The following is a 22286-nucleotide window of genomic DNA, read 5'->3' as shown; positions in this document are numbered from 1 at the left end:
GCGCGCTGGACTTCTGGACGAGCGTGCGCCTGTGCGCGGTCTCGCGGTCTGCTTGGCTGCGCCCCCTCCCGCTGCCCTTTTGCAGGAGTCCGCCATGCTACCGCTCAAACAACTCATCGGATCCCCCATGGAGCCAGCGCGGTTCCTGAAGATCGCGATCGCCCTCTCGGGGGCGCTCTCGTCGGCTCATCGCGCAGGCGCGGATGGAGGGATTCGCTCCGACACGCTCCTCATCGACGAGACGCGACGGGTGGCGAGTGTCCAGCGCGCGTCCGATCTCTATCTCGGTGGGGGTCGCTCGGGGAGCCGCGCGTCGGTCCCCGCAGAGGCATTGCCTTACCTGGCGCCAGAGCAGACCGGGAGGATCAGCCGCGCGTCCGATCAGCGCAGCGATCTGTATGCGCTCGGTGTCGTGCTCTACGAGCTGCTGACGGGGGCTCCGCCGTTCGAGGCCGACGGTGTCATCGAGTGGGTGCACTGCCACATCGCGCGTCGTCCTCGGTCCGTCCAGGAGCAGGCGCCGCAGACGCCCTCCCCGATCGATCGTGTCGTGATGAAGCTCCTGGCGAAGATGCCGGAGGACCGATACCAGACGTCGGCGGCGCTCGGTCGAGATCTCACGCACTGCCTGGACCTGATCGAGGCGGGGACGGTGCTGACGACGTTCGAGCTGGGGGCCGACGACATCTCGGAGCAGCTCCGGATCCCGCACAAGCTCTACGGGCGTGATGCGGAGATCAACGCGCTGTCTTCCGCGTTCGAGCGCGTCTGCGAGGAGGGGAAGCCGGAGCTGGTGCTGGTGACCGGGCATCCGGGGATCGGCAAGTCCGTGCTGGTGGATGAGCTGTACCGCCCCGTCGTGCGGCGGAGGGGCATGCTCATCTCGAGCAAGGCCGATCAGTACGAGCGGGGTGTCCCGTATGCGGGCATCGTCCAGGCGCTCGATCGGGTGGTGCAGCGGCTGCTCATGGAGAGCAAGGCGCGCCTCGCCCAGTGGCGGCAGCAGATCCTCGAGGCCGTCGCGCCGAACGGGCAGGTGGTCCTCGACATCCTCCCGCGCATGGAGCTGGTGCTGGGGCCGCAGCCGCCGGTGCAGCCTTTGCCCGGCAACGAGGCGAGGCACCGCTTCGAGAGCGTCTTCCGTCAGCTCTTCGGCGTGCTGGCGAGCCGGGAGCACCCGGTGGTGCTCTTCCTCGACGATCTCCAGTGGTCCGATCCGGCGAGCCTCTCGCTGCTGACCAGCTTGCTGACCCAGGGGGACATCGGCCACCTCCTGGTGATCGGCGCGTTCCGGGACAACGAGGTCGGCGCAGGGCACCCGCTGAACGCGGCGCTCGACGAGATCCACAAGGCGTCCGTGCGCACGATGCGGATCCTGCTGGGGACGCTGACGCGCGACGACCTGAAGGAGCTGGTCGGCGACACCTTCCGCTGCCCACCCGAGCAGAGCGCGGCGCTCGGCGCGCTGCTCCACGAGAAGACGGACGGGAACCCCTTCTTCGCGACCCAGTTCCTCTCGACGCTGGAGCAGGACGGGCTGGTCGTCTTCGACAAGGATCGCCTGGCGTGGTGCTGGGACCTGGGGAAGATCCAGGCCGCCCGCCTGACCGACGACGTCATCGAGATGATGGTGCAGAAGCTCCGGCGCCTTCCGGAGACCACGACCATCGCGCTGCGCTTCGCGGCTTGCGTGGGAAGCGAGTTCGAGATCGACACGCTGGCGTCGGCGTACGACATGCCGCGCACGGGTCTCCATGAGCGCCTGAGGCCTGCGGTGCAGAGTGGGCTGCTGCTGCGCTTCGGCGAGAGCTACGGCTTCTTGCACGATCGCGTCCAGCAGGCGGCGTACCTCCTGATCCCGGAGGCAGAGCGGGCCGAGGTGCACCTGCGAATCGCGCGCTCCTTGAAGGCGCGCGTGTCGGACGAGCAGCTGGGCGAGAAGGTCTTCGCCATCGTCAATCAGTACACCCTGGGGGTGAGCAGCCTCTCGCAGGTGGACGAGAGGAAAGACGTCTCTGGTCTCTGCCTGCTGGCTGGAAGGAAGGCGAAGGCGTCGGCGGCGTATCCCGTTGCGGCAGGCTACCTCTCCGCCGGGACCGCGCTGCTCGACGAGTCGTGCTGGAAGTCCGACTACAAGCTCATCTACGATCTCTACAGCGAGCTCGCGGAGTGCGAGCACCTGTCCGGGAACGCCGAGGAGACGCGGCGCCTGTGCGCGCTGCTCCTGGAGCGTGGGCAGCGCAAGCTCGACAAGCAGCTCGCCTATCGCCTGCTGATCGAGCGGAACATGGCCGAGATGGCGATCGACAGGGCCGTGCAGGCCTGCCTCGACTGCTTGCGGATCCTCGGGGTCGAGTTCCCGACGAAGGTCTCCGACGCCGATGTGGAGGGAGAGTTCGAGCAGGTCTGGGAAGCGCTGGGCGACCGCCCCATGGAAGCGCTGATGGATCTGCCTCCCATGACCGATCCGGAGCTGGAGGCGGCGGTGGCCGTGCTCACCATCACCTTCGTGCCGGCGTGGTACCTGGACGAGCGGCTGTCCCACATGATGATGGGGCGGACGCTGAACCTCTGCATCCGCCACGGGAACACGGGCCCTGCGGCGATGAACTACGTCACCGCCGGGATGGTCCTCATCCCGCGGTTCCGCGACTACCGTCGCTCGTATCAGTTCGGGAAGGTCGGCTACGACCTCGCGCACCGGGAGGGAGCGCTCTACTGGCTGAGCATGATCCGCTCGACCTTCGGCGCGTTTTCTGCCGTCTGGTTCGAGCCGCTGCGTCGATGTGCGGAGTACCCGGTGGAGGGCCTGGATGCAGCGCAGCGATCCGGCAACGTCACCTGGATCACGCTGGGCGCGCTCCACCGGTTGTCGATGCTGATGAGCACCGGTCGGCGCCTGGACGAGGTGTTCCGCGAGAGCGAGCGGCTCCTGGAGATGGTGCGGAGCGTGGAGCGCGGGATGGGGGCGCCCGTCCTGCTGGCCATCCAGCGCGGGGTCCAGTGCTTGCGCGGCCTCACCGCGAACATCTCGACGCTGAACGGCGGCGGCTTCGAGGAGGAGGCATTCGAGGCGGCGAACCCGCCGAGCACGCTGCTCGCCTACTACTACTACCACGCGCGTCGGCTGCAGGCGCGCTACTTCGCGGGGGAGATCAAGGACGCGCTGCGTTCGGCGCGGTGCTTGAAGCCGGTGCTCTGGAGTGCAGCGTGTCAGTTCTTCGTCGCCGAGGGCACGCTCTACATGACCCTGGTCATGCTCTCGGATTTCGAGAGCGCCGATGAGGCGACCCGGAAGGAGTACACGGCGGACATCGCCACGAACAAGGAACTCCTCGATCTGTGGGCGGAGAACTACCCGCCCAACTTCCTCGCGATGAAGCTGCTCGTGGAGGCAGAGCAGGCCCGGGTGGATCACCGCGTGGAGGACGCGCTCCGGCTCTACGATCAGGCAGCGCAAGTCGCCAGCGAGTACGATTTCGTTCACTTCGAGGCGCTGGCGAAGGAGCTGGGAGGCCAGTTCTGCCTCACGCAAGGGCTCACGACGCTCGCGGGGGCGCTGCTGCGGGAGGCGCGCTCTTGCTACGTGAAGTGGGGTGCCGACGGGAAGGTCAGCCAGATCGACCGTCGTTATGCGCAGCTCTTCTCGGCGGCGTCAGCGCCGATGGGGAAGGTCACCAGCACCCAGCTCGAGCAGATCGACGTGCTCACGGTGGTGAAGACCTGTCAGGCCATCTCCTCCGAGATCGATCAGAAGAAGCTGCTCTCGACGCTGCTCGGGATCATCGTCGAGCACGCGGGCGCACAGACGTGTCACTTCCTCGTCCCCACGGGCGAAGAGATGGGCGTCAACGCGACCGCGGTGGTCGGTGAGAGCAGCATCGACGTCGAGGTCTTCGCGCCGTGCAGGCCGGTGAGCGAGCAGCCGATGCCCGAGTCGATGATCCATTACGTGAAGCGGACGCGAGAGCAGATCATCCTCGACGATCCTGCCTCGCAGTCGCTCTTCTCGTCGGACGGCTACATCGAGCGGGTGCGGCCGAAGAGCGTCCTGTGCTGTCCGGTCATGCGGCAAGGGACGCTGATGGGGATCCTGTACCTGGAGAACAACCTCACCCTGGGGGCCTTCAGCGGCCGGAAGCTGGCGCTGCTCGAGTTCATCACCGCGCAGTCGTCGATCTCGATGGAGAACGCCGCGCTGTACCAGGCCCTGCAGCAGGAGAACGCGGAGCGGAGTCAGACGGAGAACTCCCTGCGCGAGAGCGAGGAGCGGCTGCGCAGGCTGGTCGAGGAGCGGGCCGCGTCCGAGTCGACGCTGCGGGAGAAGCTCCAGATCATCGAGCAGCAGCAGCAGGCGATCCGGGCGCTGTCGACGCCGATCATCGAGGTGTGGGAGGGCGTGCTGACCATGCCGATCCTGGGCGCGCTCGACAGCGGGACGGCCGCGCACATGATGGAGGTCATGCTCGACGCCGTGGTGCGGCAGCAGGCGCGGTACGTCATCGTGGATCTGACGGCCGTGCATTCCCTCGACAGCAACATGGCCGACCAGCTGATCCGGCTGGTGCGGGCCGTCCACCTGCTGGGCTCCGAAGGGATCGTGGTGGGGCTGCGGCCAGAGGTGGCTCAGACGATGGTGCTGATGGGGATCGACCTGGCCTCGATGACGACGCTGGCGAACCTGCGGCAGGCGTTGCTCCGGTGCATGACACGGCAGGAGAAGAAGGTGACCGCCCGGGAGCCCCACGGCTTCGCGAGCCTCTCGGCCCGGCGCTGAATCACCCAGGGCTCGCGCAGAGGCTCAGTGGGCCGAGCGGCGGCGGGCCGAGCGGCGGCGCTGGATGCGGTGGAGCAGGAGCGCACCTGCCGCGAGCCCCAGGGAGGAGAGGGAGGTCGTCGACCCCGGCGTGCCAGCGGTACGGCAGCCGCACCCGCCCTCGTCGGTGACCTCTCCTGGAGAGCCCTGGCCTCCGCTGCCCGACGGTCCTCCACCCGCTCCACCCGCGCCTCCGGCCCCACCACTGTTCCCGTTCGCGCCGCCGTCCCCGCCTGCGCCGCTCGTGGGGGAGTCCTCCGCGAACTCGTAGGCGCCGACGGCGGGCGGGGTGGCGCGGAGCAAGCCGTCGAGATCGAGGGTGAAGCCCTCGCTGCTGCGATCGATCCCTGCTCCCCGTGCGGATGATGTGCCGACGAGGTGGTAGTCGTCGCGCGCCGCGTCGACGAACCCAGCTTCGGCCGTCGTGTCCACGAACAGGTTCCCCTCTGCGCTCCAGGCGACGTCGTTGCTCGCGGTGACGGACCCGGGGGCGCCCACGATGAGGTTGTTCCAGGCGACTGCCTGTTCGAGCGCGGCGCCGAAGACGCGCAGGGCCGTCCCCGGGTGGTCGAGGATGGTGTTGTGAACGAAGCGGTAGCGGATCCCGTCCGCCGTGATGTTCATGTTGGCGTAGATCGCGGCTTCGTTGAACCGAGCGATGACGTTGTCGGCGACGGTGGTGCTGTAGGCGCCGAGCACGATGACGCCGATCGCGGGGCCGTCGGAGAGGATGTTCCGGCGGATGTCGCAGGCCGAGTAGCCTCCGATCTGGAGGCCTTGCTGCTGGTACTGCACGCCGGCGGAGCCGACCCGGCGGATGATGTTGTCGTGGACGCTGCACCCTTCACGGGCCATGCCGATCTGCATGCCGTCCCACTCGGTGTCCTCGACGAGGAGGTGATCGACCTCGATGCCTTCGAGGTAGTGCGGCTGGCGGGTCTGTTGCTGGCCGTTGCAGGTGATGGTGTGGCCGTTCGACTGGGTGGAGCCGATGTACAGGCCCTCGCCGCCCGTGTCGTGGACCCAGAGGTGGTGCAGGTGAACGTTCTTCTGCACGAAGGTGCCTTGATCGGCGCTGCCGTCGCAGAGGGGGTCGGTCTTCGACATCACGCCAGCGAAGCCGGTCTCGTACACCTCGATGTGATCGACCTCGTAATCGGTGCTCTTGTCGAGGAACCACAAACCGACCCCGGGGTAGGGATTGCGCACCGGGGCGCTGACCCGGAACCCGTAGGGGGCGAAGGCGTCGCCAGTGCCCGTGAGGTGGAAGTGACGCGAGCTGCCCTGGAAGTCGATGGCGTAGGCGCGGTCCGTGTTGCGGACCTGCACGATGCCGCCGCAGTTCTTGATGATGACGGGTGACGCGGCGGTGCCCCGGATCTCGCGGAAGCGAATGAACTCGTAATCGCCCGCCATGACGCAGACCACGTGGCCTGGCTGGATGCCGAGGGCCGTGCCGTTCACCGCCGTGGTCCCCGGGGTGATCTGGTGGTCGCAGCCGCAGTTCCCCGCGATGGCGGGATCCGCGTGGAGCCATGTGAAGAGGGACGCGAGCGCGGCACAGAGGCCGGTTCCCAGGCGCGAGGGCAAGCGAGTCATGGACGGGAGAGTAATGAAAGTGACGCTTCCGTTGGGGGCGAGATGCACAGCCGCGCTGGCAAGGGGTTTGCAGTGGTGTGTCCAGACGGAGCGAACCATGCGATGGGACCCAGGGCATAAAAGTCCGGATGTCATTGATCGACGCGGCGAGGGCGATGGCGGGGGGTCGAGCATGGGGGGGCTCGTCGCGATCCTGCCGCTGCTCATGCGGTCGCGCTTCGGGTGGGTGGGCGTGCTCCTTCTGGTGCTGGTGGGGGTGTTCGGCGGCCTGAGGGGCTTCTTCGGGGGAGGCGAGCAGCGGGTGCACGGAGAGGCCCGCTCGGGTGCGCCCGGGGGACAGCGCGAGGAGGCGATGGTCCAGTTCGTCTCGTTCGTGCTCGATGACGCGCAGAACACCTGGCGCAAGGTGTTCGCGGAGAGCGGACGGCCGTACCAGAACGCCAAGCTGGTGCTGTTCACGGGCGCCACGCAGACGGGGTGCGGGCGAGGTCGCGCGGCGACGGGGCCGTTCTACTGTCCCCTCGACGAGCGGGTATACATCGATCTCGGCTTCTACCAGGAGCTGTCGAAGCGCTTCGGGGCGCGGGGCGACTTCGCACAGGCTTACGTGATTGCGCACGAGATCGGTCACCACGTGCAGCACCTGATGGGTACGAACGATCGGGTGCGCTCGGCAGCCCGCGGGCAGCAGGAGGGGGCCTCCGGCCTGGCGGTCCGCCTCGAGCTGCAAGCGGACTGCTACGCCGGGGTGTGGGCGCACTCGACGGGCCAGCGCGATCTGCTCGAAGCTGGGGATGTCGACGAAGCGCTCGGCGCAGCAGCAGCGATCGGAGACGATCGGTTGCAGCGTGAGAGTGGGGGTGCGGTGCAGCCGGAGAGCTGGACCCACGGCTCTTCGGCCCAGCGATCGCGCTGGTTCAAGCGGGGTTACGAGGAGGGGACGCTGGCGGCATGCGACACTTTCGGGGCGAGTTCGCTGTGATGGTGTCGGCCGGCTGCGCGACCTGCGGAGATCACGCCTTCCGCTCGCTGCCAGGCTCTCGATCGAGGCTGCTGGCCATGTCGGACCGGGGAGCCGAAGGTCTCCTCGCGCCGGCGAGCAGGCGCTTGACGTACCCGGGTAGCGCGAACGCGGCGGTGTGGACCTCGTCGCTGTAGTACTGGAGATCATGCGCCTCGGTGAAGCGGCGCGCGCGCGCTCGATCGAAGTCGCGGCGCGGATCGCGCGGGCCGAGGGCGCAATAGGTGAGGCTCCAGGTGCCCGAGGGGTAGGTGGGCGTCGCGATGAGGTAGGGGAAGGTTCGGTCGGGGCCGAAGAGGCCGCGCAGGCAAGCATGTATCTGCTGGAACACCCCGATGTCGAAGCGCGGTGATGCGCTCTGGGTCACCAGGACCCCGCCGGGTCGGAGAATCCGCGCGACGTCGCGGTAGAAGTCCGCGTCGAAGGGGCCGTGCGAAGGGCCGAGGGGGTCCATGACGTCGATGCAGACCACGTCGAAGGTGGCCGGTGCACATGCGCGGACGTAGGCGACCCCGTCGCCCACGCGGAGGTCGAGCTTGGGATGATCGAGCGCGCTCGAGAGCTTGCCGAGATACCGCCGGCTGGTGTCGATGACCTGGGCGTCGATCTCCACGAGTTCGACCCGATCGAGCTGTTCGTGCCGGAGCAGCTCGCGCGCGACACCGCCGTCTCCGCCTCCGATGACGAGTGCGTGTCGGGCGTCGGGATGGCTGAGGAGCGGCACGTGGGCCATCATCTCGTTGAAGACGTACTCGTCGCCTTCGGTGGTCATGACCCGACCGTCGAGCGTCAGCATGCGTCCGTAGGCGTAGGTCTCGTAGACCTCGATCTTCTGGTGCTGCGAGCGGGCGCGGTGGAGGACGTCTCCGCTGTGCCGGAGCGACAGGGCAATCTCGGGATCGCGCTCGGTGAACCACACGTTGCGCATGGGTTCGCGGGGGGTCGGCGGGGGGCGGAGGTGCTGAGGGGGCGCTTCTGCGTCGTCGAGGGCTCCCGGGGTGAGCTGGGTCGCGAGCTGGCTCCGGAGGCCACGGCCCTGCTCGATGGCGGAGCCGCGCTCGGCGTTCAGCGCGGTGAGCAGATGCTGGTAGCAGACCCACGGGTCGACCTCTCGGCCGCACGTGAAGATGTCGAGCGCCGCGTAGCCGTACTCCGGCCAGGTGTGGATGGCGAGGTGGCTCTCCTGGATGACGACCACGCCGGAGACGCCGAACGGAGAGAAGTGATGGAAGGTGGAGCTGATGACCGTCGCGTGCGCCGCCTCGGCGGCTTCGAGCATGCGCGTCTCGATCAGGCTGACGTCGTTGAGCAGCTCAGCGGGGCAGCCGAAGAGTTCGGCGACGATGTTGCGACCGAGGACATCCACCGGATCCGACTCCGCGAGGGGCTCACCCCTCGGCGGCTTTGTAGCCCACACCGTGCACGGTGGCGATCGGATCGAGGCCTGCCTCGCGGAACTTGGCGCGGATACGGCGGATGTGGGTGTCGATGGTGCGCTCGGTGATGAGGTTGTCGTAGCGGTAGGCGCGCTGCATGAGCTGAGCCCGGCTGAGCACGACGCCGGGTCGCTCGATCAGGGCGCCGAGGATGCCCAGCTCGGTCGGGGTGAGTGGTACCACGCGGCCCTCGTAGCGGACCTCGTGGCGCTCGGGGTTGATCTCGATGCCGCGGAAGCGCAGGACGGCAGCGCGCTCTTCGGGGGCGCGGTCCGGCTCGTCGGTGCGGCGGAAGATGGCTCTGGCGCGGGCGATCAGCTCGCGCGGAGAGAAGGGTTTGGTGAGGTAGTCGTCGCCGCCCAGCTCGAGGCCGAGGATGCGATCGATCTCCTCGCCCCGCGCCGACAGGAACAGGATGGGGATCCTGGAGCGAGCGCGGATTCGACGGCACACCTCGAGGCCATCGATCTCCGGGAGCATCACGTCGAGGACCACCAGGTCCACCCCACCCCCCTCCAGGGCGTCGAGGGCAGCCCGGCCATCGCTGGCGGCGGTGACCCGATAACCCTCCTTCTGAAGGGCATAGCTGACCACATCGCGAATGCGCGTCTCGTCGTCGACGATCAGGATGTGCTTGGTCACGGGGGAGATCCTTGCCAGGTGGCCGGGGAAGTAAAGCGCCGTGGCTCGGTCGGCTGGATGCTGGGCGTGCGCTGCCGCGCCTGCCGTCATCCCGCTCGCGGGTGACCTTGCCCGGGTCGCGTCAGGGAGGTTCGAGGGATCGGCAGCGGAGCGCTGGGCGGCTCCGCTGCCATGATGGTGGGCTGGTGGACCGGACTGCGGCGAGGGGTCAGGGAGCCGACATCGAGCACCCGGAGTTCTCCGGGAGATCGCACCGCTTCGCGGTCTGGTTCCAGTGGAGGTCGGAGGGACATCCGCGGAGATCGGCGACTCCACCATTGCACGTGTAAAAGGTCACGCAGTCGTCCGGGTTGCTGAAGACGCCATTGGGCTGAGGACATTCGAACAGGGGTGCCGCCGGGGGCTCCTCGACGGGGGGCTCCGCGACGGGCGGCCCCTCCGCAGGCGGCGCTTCCACGGGCGCCTCCTCCACGGGCCCGCCGCAGGTGCCCGCCTCGTCCTGCATGCAGCGCTGAGCGCTGCCGTCATAGAACGTTCCCTCCGGGCAGGTCACAGGGAACGGGTTGTTCATCATGCAGAAGTAAAACGTGGCGCAATCGTTGGGGTCCGCGTAGAAGCCGAATGGGCCGGGGCACACGAATCCAGTGTCGGCCGCGGCAGGCGTCGCCGTGCCGACCAGGCCGAAGAGCATCGTTCCGAATGCCGCGAGTGAAAGCAATGAGCGCCGGTTGGTGTACACAGGAAACCCCCTCTAAAGAATGACTGTGAACCCCGGAGCCCCGCAGTGCGGGGCGCCTGGTCCGAGAGAATGTGATGTGAATTGCCCGGTGCTGCAACACGCGCAGTCACTGACGCTGCAATGAGATGCCGACAGAATCCGCTCCTGCGAATGAAGAAGGGCTCGAATCCGTCTCGGAAGATGAATCTCCGTCGTATTCCGCCAGGACCACGGCGCACTGTGCGGACCTGGAAAACGGGAGGTCTCCCGGCGCCGCTGGAGGACTGCCGTCGGGACCCGATCCATGACCCTGCTCATGCGGTCGATGACGTGCCCCTCTGAGAGTTCGGTAGGAAGAATTCGGCGGGAACGAGGACGGCGCTGAGCCCTTCGACGCGAGCCCATACCTCGGAGACGATGCCCGACGTCCCGGCGAACGTGGCACCCTCGGACACGGAGGCGTGCGCATTCAGCTCGCTCTCGGCATAGCGTGCGAGGTGGAGCTGAGTACGAAGTGCATGAACGAGGTCCAGAAGCTCCTCCAGCGCAGCGGCGTCCCGGTCGCGTAGCGCCACGAGGCGACGGACGTTGTCCAGATGGATCCTGGCGGTCGCCAGGACACGCGAGGCGGCGTGGGCTGCTTCGAGCGCGGCGAGGCGGCGTTCTGCGCTGTCGATGTCGAACCCCTCGCGCCGGATGAGGGCGTCGATCTCGGCATGCCGGGTCGCGGCGCGCGCGACCTCGGTGGAAATGCGCGCGGCTGCCTCGGGCGGCATCAAGGGCTCGATGGGCGTCCCGGCGCTGGCGCGCACGCACTCGTGCAAGGCCTCCTCGATGCGGACTGCCATGTGAGCGGGCCCGAAGACTCCACCGGAATCGCCGGTGCGGGGAGACGGGCTGGCGATCCCCGAACCCTGGGGGGCCGGGGACGAGGCCTGCGGCCACGGGGGAGGCGTCGAGGCGTGTCGTCCGAGGGCGATGGGAGCCCACAGAGGCCACAGCGGGACGGCGAGGAGCGCGAGGCCGAGCGCGTGGAACCGCTGGCTCGGTGAGCGTTCACGCTGGCTCTTCCGCTCCGCCCGGTAGATGGCGACGGCGCTGGCGACGCCGAGCAGCACGTAGAGGATCGCGAGGTCGAGGAGGCTCACGGCTCCTCCTCGTCCGCGTGGGACGTCGTGGAACTCCGGGGAACCTCAGGGGCGATGCGGCGCGTGTCGGTGTCGTCTTGCCAGCGCCGGTCGGACGGCTGTCGCTGATAGATGCCTCTCGCGGAGCGGCTGCTGGTCCAGAGCGCGTCGCCGAAGCTCCCCTCCCGTGCGCGCAGGAAGGGTGGCGTCTCGGTGCGAGGACGCACCAGGTAGGGACGCAGGATCCACGAGGTCTGGCCGCTGACGGCGAAGAACAGGGCGATGAACGCGAATGCCGTCAGCGCGCGGCCGCGCTCCTTCCCCAGGCCGCGCAGGAGCACTCCGAGCGAGGCCAGGCCAGCCAGCCCATAGGCCATGGCCGACGCCATGGCCGCGTCATGGTAGTGGAGGCCGAGATCGAACAGCAGCCACAGGACGGGAGCGCAGGCGAGCAGGACGAGTGCCGCGCGTGCCGCGGCAGCGAGCGACAGCGAGATCACGGCGCGCATGGGGAACGTCCTGCCCATGACGGCGGCGAGAGCATGGAAGCCAGGCGCGCACAGGGCGAGCGAGACGAGGAGGGTGAGCGGGATCTTGAGCGCCGCGTAGCCGATCTGGATGCCGCCCCGGAAGCTGCCGATGACGCCGCCGAAGGCCATCGCGCCGAGGGTGATGGCGAGCAGCGAGGTGGTGGCGAGTGGGCCGAGATCACGGTCGCTCCGGCAGCTCTGGGCGACGCCGGTCGGGTCACGGAGGAGGCGAGAGAGGATCGCCAGCGAAGGGGCAGCCGTGGTGGGGGTGAGGATGTTCACAGGGCACCTCCGAGGATGGGCAGGCTGGACAACCAGACGCGCCCGGCGAGGACGGTCGCGAAGAGGGCGAACATCGCAAACACGAGGCTCGTGGCGATCCGGCTCGTCTCGCTCTGACGATCGAAGCCGCGTCTCAGCTCATGCAGGAGCCGGGTCACCCCGGCGAAGCCGCCGACCATCAGGCCGAGCACGCCGGCGACCAGGGCAGCCATGGGGCTCTCGCTCGTGACGACGTACAAGGCTGCAGCGGGCGCGAGGCCGGCGAGGACCAGGCCGGAGCTGGCCGCGGCGCGCGCCGCCGAGGCGACGACCCGCGGTGGGTCGAGGGGCGCGTCGAACAGGGCGAGCGCGATGAACAAGGCGGGGACGGCGAGCCCGGCCACGGCGAGGTGAGCCGCGGGGACGCCGAGAGCGTGGTGGAGGAGGGCGGTGCCTCCCTGTCGTGTCCCCAGCGCCAGACCGTAGAGGGATGCGAGGCCCGCGCCGGTGCAGAAGCGGATGGCCTCCGTGCGGAGAACGACGGGCCCGGTGAGATCCGGGGCGAGAAAGGTCGCGGCCCAGCCCTGAAGAGAAGGCATCTCGGGCGCGTTGGACGTCCCGGCCGAGGGGATGTCCGTGGCGCTGGGGGGCCGGGGCGCCCGGGAAGCGGACGCCTGGCTCGTCAGGGGCGTCGCATCGGTCTCTGGAGAGGACGGGGCATCGGGGGAGAGCGTGTGGGGGCGCTCGGCAGGGGGGGGGACGGCGGGAAAATGGGTCGGGTCCAGCGAGGCGTGCGCGTGCATGGCTTCTCCGGGGCAAGCAGCGACGCGAGGAGGGCGTCGCGCTTTCTGGAGTAGCCCCCCGAAAAGGCAGGACGGTCGCCAGGCCTCGGAGGATCCGGGGAGAAGTTGTGGCGGAGATGTGGCGGGCGGTGGAGCAGTGAGGGAGGGGGCCGTCTCGGCCCAGCTGCCCAGGGGTGACCTGGCCGTCCCGGTGACGCCCCGAGCGCTGTCTCAGTTGGGGGCGCTCGACCCGCCGTGACCAGGACGACCGAAGATGGCGTCCCAGTTCGAGCGGTAGGCGTCGGTGGCGACCTGAGCGGGACCCGAGCGACCCTGGGTACCGGGAGCGTCCACCATCACCTCCACGTCGAACAGCCGCTCGTGTTCGTCGCGCTGCCGGAGACGCACGACCTCTCCATGCACCGGGCGCCCCTCCTGGAGTGCGCGGATCTCACCGAGCTCGAGGCGGTCCTCCCGCTTGCGGATGACCCGCAGCCCCTGGCCGTCGTCGCTGGGGCTGTGGACGAAGAGCAGGTCCTTGGGAGCGGCCTTCTCGTCGGTCATGGGCGTCAACGGCGCGGTCGTCGTGGGCGTGGTCGCAGGGGACGCCCCTCCGGTGATGGCGGTCGACGTGCGTTCCGCTGGAGCCCCGGACGCTGGGGTACCCGTCGCCTTGGGTTGCTCGGCCTTGCCCATTCCCTGGAGCTTCCCACGTTCCACCCCAGCCGCGCCAGATGCCGTACTGTAAAACTTGGCCCTACAGCCCCACCCACCGTACTCCCGCCCATGGCTCTCCCGAGGTCGGAGCCCCGCGCACTCGCGCGGCGGACCTGGATCGTGTCGGGACCAGAGCCCTCGTGTCGCGCGTGCAGCCTGACGGCACCGCGGGAGGAAGAGATCATGAGCGGTCGAGGCGAACGTTTGGGAGATGCAGGCGAGCGACGCGGTGGCGCCGGGCGGCGGGTCCATTTCGAGGCGCTCGTCGCGGTCGGTGAAGCGGCCGGTGGTGCTGGCTTCGAGGCCGAGTCGGTCGATGTTTCCCCGGATGGAATGCGCCTGCGCGCAGCGTACCTGCCCGAGGTCGGAGAGCGTCTGCTGTGCCGCTTCGACGGTCCCCAGGGAGAGATCGCCGTGGAGGCCGAGGTGTGCTGGCGCCGTGACGAGGCGCGCGGGGGTGAGTTCGGCCTTCGCTTTGCCGGCCTGGATCCGGCCTCGAGCGACGCTGTGCGTGCCCTGGTGAAGGGACTCGGCGGGACGACGATGGGTCGCGCGAGCGAGGCCACGCGGAGCACGGTGCCGTGCACGCCCGAGCCGAGCCAGCCTGCGGATCCGGCCCGCGGGACCCGGGTCCGTCTCCACATCGAGGGCCTGGGATCGCCCATGAAAGCGCGTGTGCGAGAGGGCCGCGCGGGCGAGGTCGAGGTGGGCTCGAACCTCGAGTTCCTCAAGGTCGGCCGGACGCTCGATCTGGAAGACATGGAGCACGGCGCACGCCGTGAAGCATTCGTCGATGACGTGCGCGTCGAGGTCGATGCCGGGAGCAGCGTGCCGCAGCTCGTCGTGACCTTGCGGTACGACCCGCCTGCTCAGGCAGCGCGCCCCGCGCAGGCCACCAAGGGCAGCGCTCCGGCGGCTGCGCGCGCGGCTTCCGCAGCTGCGGCCACCGCTGCGGCGGTCGCGGCGGAGCCTGTTGCCGTGGCTCCCGCCCGGCAGCCCCGCGCTACCAAGGTGAACGTCGCTCCTCAGCCTGCTCCCGAGGAGACTGCCTCGTCTCAGCCTGGCCCTGCCTCTGCTGGCCCCGTCTCTGATCGAGAAGATGAGGCGACGTCGAGCCCTGCTGCAGAAGCGCGCGCGAGCCGCCAGTCAGAGGCCGAGGAGGAGAAGGGCGAGGAGCCGGCGCTGGACAGCGAAGCGTCTCCCGCGGCGGAAGCTGCTGCGCAGGACGGTGTGGAGACCAACTCCCCTCCGCCCGGCGAGGCCGAAGCGGGCGCCGCGAGTGACCGGGGCGCTGGTCTGCGTGGCGTCGGCGAGAAGGCCGCTGCCGTCGGACGCGCGGTGGCCGGACGTGTGGGGCCGGCGCTCTCTGGCGCCAGCGAGCGCGCCCGTGGCGCGATGAGCGGGATCCTCACGCGCATCCGCGAGCGCCGCAGCGAGCGCGAAGCAGGGCAGGGGAAGGCGCCCACCGCGCGCCGCATGACGGCCCCTCCTCCGGCGGGCGCCCTGCGTGCCGACGGACGTCGGCTGGTGCGCGATGAAGGGGCGGAGGGCGCCGGCGAGGGCGCCGCTTCGGCCGAGGCCGAGGCACGCCCGCGGGTGAACAAGAAGGCTGCCGCGCTCGGGAGTTTCCTTGGGCTGGCGGCGGTGCTGGTGGTGTTCGGCGTCGCTCGCCTGATCGGCCTGCGTGGCGGTGAGGCCCCCCAGACGACGGCCGCGCTGCCGCCCGCTGCGACGGAGACCGCCAGCCAGGCAGGCCTCGGCGCGCTCCCGCCGCCTGCTGGAGGCGGCACCCTGACGGCCAACGTCCCCCTGTTCGGCGCCACGCCGCTGTCGACGACCGAGCCCGTGCTCCCCTCGGCACCTCCGACGGCAGAGCAGGGCCGTGGCGCCCCGGATGCGCTCGCCGCTGCAGGCGAGGCGGAAGAGGGCGTGACGGGTGACCAGGGCGACGAGGAGGAACCCTCTCTTGCCGATGGCGGCAAGGCCTGGGGTCAGGGTGAGGTCCGGAACCCCATCGTCCTCAAGCTGAAGATGGATGGATCCATCGATCGCCTGAGCGGCGCCGCGGGTCCCATGGGCTTCACGGTCTCGCTCCCGGATCGACGCGCCCTGTCGTCGGGGAACGGTCTCGCCCGCAAGGACAAGCGCATCGCGTCCCTGCTCGTGGTGAACACGCCCCAGGGCGCCGAGGTGTCGCTGCGCTTCAAGGACGGCGTCCCGCCCTACGTCGCCAAGGCCAGCGGGGATCGCCTCGAGATCTCGCTCGGGAACGAGAGCGCGCCGAAGAAGGTCGCCGCGAAGTCCAAGGCGAAGTCCAAGAAGGCCAAGAGCGACACCAAGAAGAAGAGCACCAAGGGCAAGTCCAACTGACGCCTGCCCCGGGGGATGACGGGCCCCTCGCCCTCACCCCCCTCTCTGTCCTGGTCTCTCCGCCCGCCTCCTTCGCGTCCGCCTCCCGACGCGCTTCTCCTCCCACCCCCACCGTCTCGGCCCCTCGGCAGGGGCACTCTTCCCGAGATCCGCCGGGTTTCCGTTCTGCTCACGAGGTCTCCCGGCGGTCGGCCCATCGACCCCGGGGCGCTCCGAGCCCTGCCTGCGTATAATCCCCCCCTCATGACCGCCGCCCCCTTCGTCACCATCGCGATGCCTTGCCTCAACGAGGAGGGCTACATCGAGGCGTGCCTCCGAAGCGTGGCCGCGCAGGACTACCCGCGCGACCGCATCGAGATCCTCGTCGCGGATGGAGGGAGCACCGATCGCACCCGCGAGATCCTGGCGAACCTCTCGGAGCAGGACCCGCGCATCCGCATGATCGACAATCCCGATCGCATCCAGGCGGCGGGCATGAACCAGATCATCCGCCAGGCCCGCGGAGACGTCATGGTCCGGATGGACGTGCACTGCGAGTACGCGCAGGACTACGTACGCCGCTGCATCGAGGTGCTCGAACGCACCGGCGCGGACAACGTCGGCGGAGCCCAGCGACCTCGCGCAAAGACGTGGTTCCAGCGCGCCCTGTGTGCCGCCTTGACCAGCCCCGCTGGGGTGGGTGGGGCCAGCTACCGCTCTGCCGACAACGAGGGCTTCGTCGACACGGTGTTCCTCGGCGCGTTCCGCAGGCGGGTCTTCGAGACCGCCGGGATGTACGACCCGAAGGCGATCACCAACGAGGATGCCGAGCTGAACCAGCGCATCCACGAGGCTGGGGGCAAGGTCTTCCTCAGCCGCGACATCGTGGTGCACTACTACCCGCGCACCTCGTACAAGGCGCTCGCGAAGCAGTATTACAAGTACGGACAGGGGCGCGCGCGCACCCTGCTCAAGCGGGGGACGTTCCCTTCACCACGCCCGGCGATCCCCTTCGCGATGGTGGTCACCGGGGTGGGCCTCCTCGCCACGTCACGCTGGCATCGCCTGACCTTGCCAGCGTTCGCGCTCTACGCCGCCGCGACCGGGGTCGAAGCCGTCCGGGTGGGGCGCCGCGAAGGGCTCCGCGCCATCCCCATCGTGTGGGGCATCTTCCCTGTCCTTCATGTCTCTCACGGGCTCGGTTTCGCCTCCGGGTTGCTCCGGTACGGGCTCGACCCGGACTGGACCCGTGAGCCCGAGCGGCTCGACCCCATCTCGGTGCCCATCGTCGCCAACGAGCCGCTGGAAGCGTAGCCGCCTCGTCGTCACGTCACGGCAGCCTCTGGAACCTCATGGTCCGTGTCGAGCAGCTTGCGGGGGGCGGATTGCTGACGCTCCACGACCCGTGGCTCCCCTCCGCCGAAGCCGAGGCGCTCCTGTCCACCTTGCAGGACACCGTCGTGTGGAAGCAGGAGAAGATCCGCCTCTTCGGGCGCGAGCACTTCCAGCCCCGGCTCTCGGCCTGGATGGGCGATCCTGGGACGATCTACAGGTACTCCGGGCTCACGTTGCAGCCCGCGCCATGGACACCCGCCCTCGCCGGCCTCCGTGAGCGCGTCGAGGCGACGAGCGGCGTCCCGTTCAACAGCGTGCTCCTGAACTACTACCGGAGCGGCGACGACGCGATGGGGTTCCATGCCGACGCGGAGCCCGAGCTCGGCCAGAACCCGGTGATCGCCTCCGTCTCCCTCGGCGGACACCGACGGTTCGTTCTCAAACCCACCCGCGACTTGCCCGACGAGGCGCCCGTCACGCTCTCGCTCGGTGGCGGATCCTTGCTGGTGATGTCCGGGACCACGCAGCATTTCTGGCGGCACGGCGTCCCGCGCCAGGCAGGCGCAGGACCTCGGATCAACCTGACGTTCCGGCGCATCGTGGCCAGCTGACGTCGAGGCAACGGGCGCGACGGGCGTGCGCCTCGCGCCAGGTGATGCGAGGCTACTCGGCGGGCTCGTTGTAAAACGGCTGCTTGTACAGGACCAGGATGCCGTCGTTGCGGCCGTCGTTCTGCGCCTGGCTTCGGAACGGCTGGCCGTGACCGTAGTCGACGTCGCCGATGAAGGCGCCCGTGACGGCGACGTTCCCCTGGCCGTTCGCGGCGACGACCACATCTCCCTGAAGGGTCTCCGTCGTCGTGCCGCGGATCTGACGGTGCGAGACATAAGCGCCGGTGGCGTCGAGGCGCGCCACGAAGGCATCCCTCCTGCCTGCCGCCCTGAGGACGGTGCCTCCGACATCGATCGTCCCACCGAAGACGCCTCCGAGCAGGATGTTGCCGTCAGCTTCCACGGCGATGGAGGTTGCACCTTGTTCGCGCTGGAGGGGAGCAGGGGCGTCGCCATAGCGCCGGCTCCAGACGTGAGCTCCCCCCATGGAAAACTTGGCGAGATACAGGTCGGAGTCGTCCCCGTCCTGAGCCAGGGTTTGCAGAGGACCGCCGCCGAAATCGACGCTGTCGACGAAGTCTCCTCCCATGAGCACTCCATCGCTGGCGAGCGCGAGGCGTGGCGTCGCGCCCATCCAGGTCTTCTGAAACACGCGATTCCACGACGGAGCGCCGTTGTCGTTGAGGCGCGCGATGAAGGAGGCAGGGAAATTCGAGTTGTACTGGTTCTGGCCGATCCGGATGAGCCCTCCCCAGATCCCGGTGATCACCAGACCGCCAGAGCCATCGACGACGAGATCCGTCATCACGGCGAAGCTGTTGCCGTTGCCACCGAAGCGTCGGAGCCAGACGGGATTCCCCGCGCTGGTGAACTTCGCCACGAAGGCGTCCTCCTCGCCGCTCGCATTCACACTGGCGGAGCCCACGGAGAGGTTCCCCGTGAAGCCACCGCCGACGTACAGGTTGCCTTGTGGATCGACGGCCACGCTGAACGGTCCGACCGTGTCGGCCGAGCAGCTGTTGCAGATCGGGATGGTCTGCGTGACGGTGCCCGCTTCGTCGAGCACCAGCAGCCTGAAACGCGTGAGCCCCGAGAAGAGGAACCCTCTCGACATGTCGATCTCGTTCCGCCGATTCGCGGCCATGCAGCGGGCGCTCGCGCCCGTTCCGACGAGCGCGACGGTCTGCCCGGTCGCGGAGACGGCGAGGTCGACCACGCAGTCCTGGCCCAGGTCGTCATCGTGGATCACGCGAACGAAGCGCGGCGCGCCTTCGGGGCTGAAGCGGGCGATGAAGGCGTCGTTTTGCAAGCCAGCGCTCTGGAGCGGCCCGCCTCCGAGATCCATCGTGCCGCTGAAGGTGCCACCCAGGACGATGTCGCCGTTCGGTGCGTACGCGACCCCCACGGGGTAGTCCTCGGCCTCATCGCCGAAGTGCTTGGCCCAGAGCAGGTCCGGGTCGGGCTCCTCGACCACCGTGCCACCCCCCTCACCGCCGCTGCCGCCGGCGCTGCTGGTGCTACCGCCGGCGCTGCTGGTGCTGTCGTCGCCGCCCACCCCGGCAGGCTCTCGGTTGAAGTCGAGATCGCCCAGGCCCGTGATGGCATTGCAGCCCGCGAAGGCGGCGATTCCGAGCAGGAGCCACGGGATGGCATGGATGCGCATCAGAACCTCCCATCCAGCCGGATCGAACCCGGCCCGATACCCACCGTGAGTCGTGGTGCCGAGGCGGCACCGTTCGCGTCCACGGAGCTGTCGTTTCCCGATCGCAGGAGCAGAAACACGGCGCCCGTCGCGACTCCGAGCCCCCCGACGATGAAGCCGACCGTGGACACGTTCCCGAGCAGTGCGGCTCGATCTGCCGCCTCGGCGTCGCTCTTCAGGCACTCCGTACCCAGGCAGCGGCTCTTGATGTCGCTGACGGTGCTCGTCGACAGGATGCCGGTGACGATCCCGACGCCGAAGCCGACAGCGCCGACGCCGAACGCTGCGATCGAAGGAGCCAGAGAGCCAGAGGTCGACGCCGTGGGGGGGGGCGCGACCGGCTCCGGCTCCTGGAGCACGATCTCGAGCCGCTCGGCCCGCGATGCCACGAGCTTCAGGCGCCGCTCCACCGCCTCGATGCCAGGCGCCTCCACCCGGAGCGTGTGCTCTCCAGGGTCCACCTCCAGGCCCTGCTGCAGCCGCTCGATGGCGACGGCTTCCCCGTCCAGCAGCGCCGTCGCTTCGGACGCGGAAGCACCGCTGAGCTTCACGTGCAGGACTGGAATCCGCGGCGTCAGCTCGTCGAGATCCTTGCGCGCCTCGGCCTGCGCTTCGCGGAACGACGCCGGGGAGCGCGGCGACAGCGGCTCGTTCGCGGCCTGCTGGAGCAGCTCCCGTGCCCGCAGGAGTTGCTCGAGGCGCACGTGCGCGCGTGCGATGAACACCAGGAGGCGAGGGGAATGGCACGTCTCCTCGGCCTGACGGAACGTCTCGATGGCCGCAGCGTAGTCGGCCGCCTCGAACTGCTCGTACGCCTTGTCCGCGAGGGTGCCTGCGGCCTGGAGCTGCCTCGCAGGGCAGGGGCCAGGCGCCGACAGGGCGGCGTACGAAGAGAGCGTCGTGGCCGCGGCGGCAACCGCCGAGAGCAGCCACGGCCCGAGGCGATGGCGACCGCCGTCCCACCTTGCAGACGCAGGCGCACCCCGCGTGCTGCTGCTCAGGAGGCGGGCCAGGGCTCGCGTGCGCATGCCCTGTTCAATACCATTTCGGCTTGCGCTTCGGGGGGGAGGGCCGCACGGGTTGCGAGGCTGGCGTCGAGGCGGCGGTTGCGGTCGAGACCGGGGGGAGATCGTCGATTTTCACTGCCGTGTTCGTGGCAGGGGTGGCGGTACTGGCCGATTCTGCCGACGGTGCGGCCTGGATGTGCGGATCGACCGGTTCGGCCTCTTCGTCGACCGGTGGTGCGGGCGGTGTCGATCGCGTGGTCGTCGCGTCAGCGGTCGGAGAAGCCGATCGCGCCGGTGCCGCGCCGTGCTCGCCGGAGTCCGTCGCACCTTGCTGCGTTGCGGCGGGCGGCGGATCCGAGAACGCCACCCGGGCGACCAGCACGAGTCCCGTCACGGTCAGCGTGACGCCTGCTCCTGCCGCGGCCCACAGGGCACGCCGCACGCTCGGTGACCAGGGGACCTGGGTGAGCGTGCCCGTCATTCCGCCCTGGCTCAGTGACGGTCGCTCCGTGAACGAAGGCGGGGCGCTCGCTGGCATCACGACGGGCGCGCCTGCCAGGGGACCCGAAGCCGGCGCCGTGCTCACCGCGCTGGGGAGCGAGAGCGAAAGGGGGGTGCCCATCGTCGTCGCGTGCAGCCCGCTCGCGCCGGTCGTCTCCCAGCGCTCCCCGGCGAGGGGGACGGCGATCGCCGAGAACGCCTGGGCCATCTCGCCAGCGGTCTGGAACCGGCGATCCCGATCCCGCGAGAACGCGCGCTCGAAGAAGGCGTCCATCGACGGCGGCAGCTCCGGCAAGACGCGGGAGGGCAGGGGGATGGGCTCCCTCAGGATCTGCACCATCACCGCGCCCAGCGAGTCCCCCGAGAACGCCCTCTCTCCGGTGACCATGCGGAACAGGATCACCGCCAGGCTCCAGAGATCGCTGCGCCCATCGAGGGGTCTGATCCCGCGCGCTTGCTCGGGGCTCATGTAGAACGGTGAGCCGACCAGCCTCCCCGTGGCCGTCTGGCTCCCATCGAGCCCGGTGCCGCTCGCCTGGGCCACGCCGAAGTCGAGGATCTTGATGATCTCGTCGTTGTCCTCGCGCGCGAGGAAGATGTTCGCGGGTTTGAGATCGCGGTGGACGATCCCGGCGTGGTGCGCGAGTTCGAGCGCACGCGCCGCCTGATCGAGGATGCGCGCGGACTGCATCGGCGTGAGGCGCCCGGCGTCTTCGAGCCGCTGGGCGAGCGTCTCGCCGGCGAGCATTTCCATGACGATGTACGGGATGTCCTCGTGAAACCCGTACTCGTAGATCTGCACGACGTGCCGCGTGCGGAGCTGGGCTGCGGCGCGCGCCTCGCGCTCGAAGCGCATCCGCGCCTCGGCGGCGACGTCTTCGTCGAGTTCCTGCACCAGCCGGATGAACTTGATCGCGACCTGGCGCCCCAGCATGAGATCCTGGGCGCGCCAGACCGAGCCCATCCCACCGCGCCCGAGCAGATCGAGGATCTGGAATTTGCCTGCCAGCACCGCTCCTGGTTGCTCCACGGCCGTGAACCCGAGGGTCGGGTCCGGGGTGGAGGCGCGGGGACCGCGCGGCGGCGGGAGCATCGGCGCCGAGGATAGCACAGGCATCCCGCTGGCCTTCCA

General features: G+C 69.3%; 16 protein-coding genes. 5 read left to right on the top strand and 11 right to left on the bottom strand.

Annotated elements, in window-relative coordinates; genetic code table 11:
* Positions 1-94: 94 nt before the first annotated feature.
* Positions 95-4777: an AAA family ATPase gene (locus CMC5_RS28370; protein ID WP_169796691.1), complete on the top strand. Its 4683-nt coding sequence runs from the start codon at positions 95-97 to the stop codon at positions 4775-4777.
* A gap of 24 nt (positions 4778-4801) precedes the next feature.
* Here the strand turns inward: CMC5_RS28370 and CMC5_RS28365 are convergent, their stop codons facing one another.
* Entirely contained in the window at positions 4802-6415 is a 1614-nt protein-coding gene (locus CMC5_RS28365) for a right-handed parallel beta-helix repeat-containing protein (RefSeq protein WP_169796690.1), read from the bottom strand.
* 97 nt (positions 6416-6512) lie between these two features.
* Between CMC5_RS28365 and ypfJ the strand changes: the two genes are divergently transcribed.
* Positions 6513-7397 (top strand): KPN_02809 family neutral zinc metallopeptidase, encoded by an 885-nt coding sequence (gene ypfJ, locus CMC5_RS28360; protein ID WP_050433328.1) that lies wholly within the window; start codon positions 6513-6515, stop codon positions 7395-7397.
* A 31-nt stretch (positions 7398-7428) separates the two neighbouring features.
* Here the strand turns inward: ypfJ and speE are convergent, their stop codons facing one another.
* From speE to CMC5_RS45075, 7 genes are all read right to left on the bottom strand, one after another.
* A complete protein-coding gene (speE, locus tag CMC5_RS28355) occupies positions 7429-8802 on the bottom strand; it encodes a polyamine aminopropyltransferase (protein ID WP_063796361.1) in 1374 nt (457 codons plus the stop codon).
* A gap of 22 nt (positions 8803-8824) precedes the next feature.
* Positions 8825-9514 carry a response regulator transcription factor gene (locus CMC5_RS28350; protein ID WP_050436180.1) on the bottom strand — a complete coding sequence of 230 codons (690 nt, stop codon included), beginning with the start codon at positions 9512-9514 and terminating at the stop codon, positions 8825-8827.
* 208 nt (positions 9515-9722) lie between these two features.
* A complete protein-coding gene (locus tag CMC5_RS28345) occupies positions 9723-10253 on the bottom strand; it encodes a chitin-binding domain-containing protein (protein ID WP_156338915.1) in 531 nt (176 codons plus the stop codon).
* Positions 10254-10546: 293 nt separating this feature from the next.
* Positions 10547-11380, bottom strand: coding sequence for a hypothetical protein (locus CMC5_RS28340; RefSeq protein ID WP_050433326.1), 834 nt, complete (start codon positions 11378-11380; stop codon positions 10547-10549).
* On the bottom strand, positions 11377-12171 hold the full coding sequence (locus CMC5_RS28335) for a hypothetical protein (RefSeq protein WP_050433325.1): 795 nt from the start codon (positions 12169-12171) through the stop codon (positions 11377-11379). Before CMC5_RS28335 ends, CMC5_RS28340 begins: the two co-directional genes overlap by 4 nt.
* A complete protein-coding gene (locus CMC5_RS28330) occupies positions 12168-12953 on the bottom strand; it encodes a hypothetical protein (protein WP_156338914.1) in 786 nt (261 codons plus the stop codon). Before CMC5_RS28330 ends, CMC5_RS28335 begins: the two co-directional genes overlap by 4 nt.
* 210 nt (positions 12954-13163) lie before the next feature.
* A complete protein-coding gene (locus CMC5_RS45075; RefSeq protein WP_156338913.1) occupies positions 13164-13652 on the bottom strand; it encodes a hypothetical protein in 489 nt (162 codons plus the stop codon).
* A gap of 180 nt (positions 13653-13832) precedes the next feature.
* Here CMC5_RS45075 and CMC5_RS28320 point away from each other — a divergent pair, with 180 nt between their 5' ends.
* From CMC5_RS28320 to CMC5_RS28310, 3 genes are all read left to right on the top strand, one after another.
* Complete coding sequence (locus CMC5_RS28320) at positions 13833-16019, top strand: PilZ domain-containing protein (protein WP_169796689.1); 2187 nt, start codon at positions 13833-13835, stop codon at positions 16017-16019.
* 243 nt (positions 16020-16262) lie between these two features.
* Positions 16263-17312: a glycosyltransferase family 2 protein gene (locus CMC5_RS28315; RefSeq protein ID WP_050433322.1), complete on the top strand. Its 1050-nt coding sequence runs from the start codon at positions 16263-16265 to the stop codon at positions 17310-17312.
* Between the two features lie 38 nt (positions 17313-17350).
* Positions 17351-17944: an alpha-ketoglutarate-dependent dioxygenase AlkB family protein gene (locus CMC5_RS28310; RefSeq protein WP_050433321.1), complete on the top strand. Its 594-nt coding sequence runs from the start codon at positions 17351-17353 to the stop codon at positions 17942-17944.
* 52 nt (positions 17945-17996) lie between these two features.
* Here CMC5_RS28310 and CMC5_RS28305 read toward each other — a convergent pair whose 3' ends face one another.
* The 3 genes from CMC5_RS28305 to CMC5_RS28295 are packed head-to-tail and all read right to left on the bottom strand — an operon-like array spanning position 17997 to position 22271.
* A complete protein-coding gene (locus tag CMC5_RS28305; RefSeq protein WP_050433320.1) occupies positions 17997-19607 on the bottom strand; it encodes a hypothetical protein in 1611 nt (536 codons plus the stop codon).
* On the bottom strand, positions 19607-20674 hold the full coding sequence (locus tag CMC5_RS45070; protein ID WP_050433319.1) for a hypothetical protein: 1068 nt from the start codon (positions 20672-20674) through the stop codon (positions 19607-19609). Before CMC5_RS45070 ends, CMC5_RS28305 begins: the two co-directional genes overlap by 1 nt.
* Positions 20675-20681: 7 nt before the next feature.
* A complete protein-coding gene (locus CMC5_RS28295) occupies positions 20682-22271 on the bottom strand; it encodes a serine/threonine-protein kinase (RefSeq protein WP_169796688.1) in 1590 nt (529 codons plus the stop codon).
* Positions 22272-22286: the final 15 nt, after the last annotated feature.

This window comes from Chondromyces crocatus (genome assembly GCF_001189295.1).
Taxonomy (GTDB): Bacteria; Myxococcota_A; Polyangia; order Polyangiales; family Polyangiaceae; genus Chondromyces; species Chondromyces crocatus.
The sequence above is the reverse complement of the archived record's forward strand: the minus strand, read 5'-3'. Positions and strand labels throughout refer to the sequence as shown.

What these genes read in the sequence shown, in the direction of transcription:
- CMC5_RS28370 (WP_169796691.1), top strand. Translation starts at nt 95, where the DNA reads ATGCTACCGCTCAAACAACTCATCGGATCCCCCATGGAGCCAGCGCGG.
- CMC5_RS28365 (WP_169796690.1), bottom strand. Translation starts at nt 6,415, where the DNA reads ATGACTCGCTTGCCCTCGCGCCTGGGAACCGGCCTCTGTGCCGCGCTC.
- ypfJ (WP_050433328.1), top strand. Translation starts at nt 6,513, where the DNA reads ATGCGATGGGACCCAGGGCATAAAAGTCCGGATGTCATTGATCGACGC.
- CMC5_RS28330 (WP_156338914.1), bottom strand. Translation starts at nt 12,953, where the DNA reads ATGCACGCGCACGCCTCGCTGGACCCGACCCATTTTCCCGCCGTCCCC.
- CMC5_RS28320 (WP_169796689.1), top strand. Translation starts at nt 13,833, where the DNA reads ATGAGCGGTCGAGGCGAACGTTTGGGAGATGCAGGCGAGCGACGCGGT.
- CMC5_RS28315 (WP_050433322.1), top strand. Translation starts at nt 16,263, where the DNA reads ATGACCGCCGCCCCCTTCGTCACCATCGCGATGCCTTGCCTCAACGAG.
- CMC5_RS28310 (WP_050433321.1), top strand. Translation starts at nt 17,351, where the DNA reads ATGGTCCGTGTCGAGCAGCTTGCGGGGGGCGGATTGCTGACGCTCCAC.
- CMC5_RS28305 (WP_050433320.1), bottom strand. Translation starts at nt 19,607, where the DNA reads ATGCGCATCCATGCCATCCCGTGGCTCCTGCTCGGAATCGCCGCCTTC.
- CMC5_RS45070 (WP_050433319.1), bottom strand. Translation starts at nt 20,674, where the DNA reads ATGCGCACGCGAGCCCTGGCCCGCCTCCTGAGCAGCAGCACGCGGGGT.
- CMC5_RS28295 (WP_169796688.1), bottom strand. Translation starts at nt 22,271, where the DNA reads ATGCCTGTGCTATCCTCGGCGCCGATGCTCCCGCCGCCGCGCGGTCCC.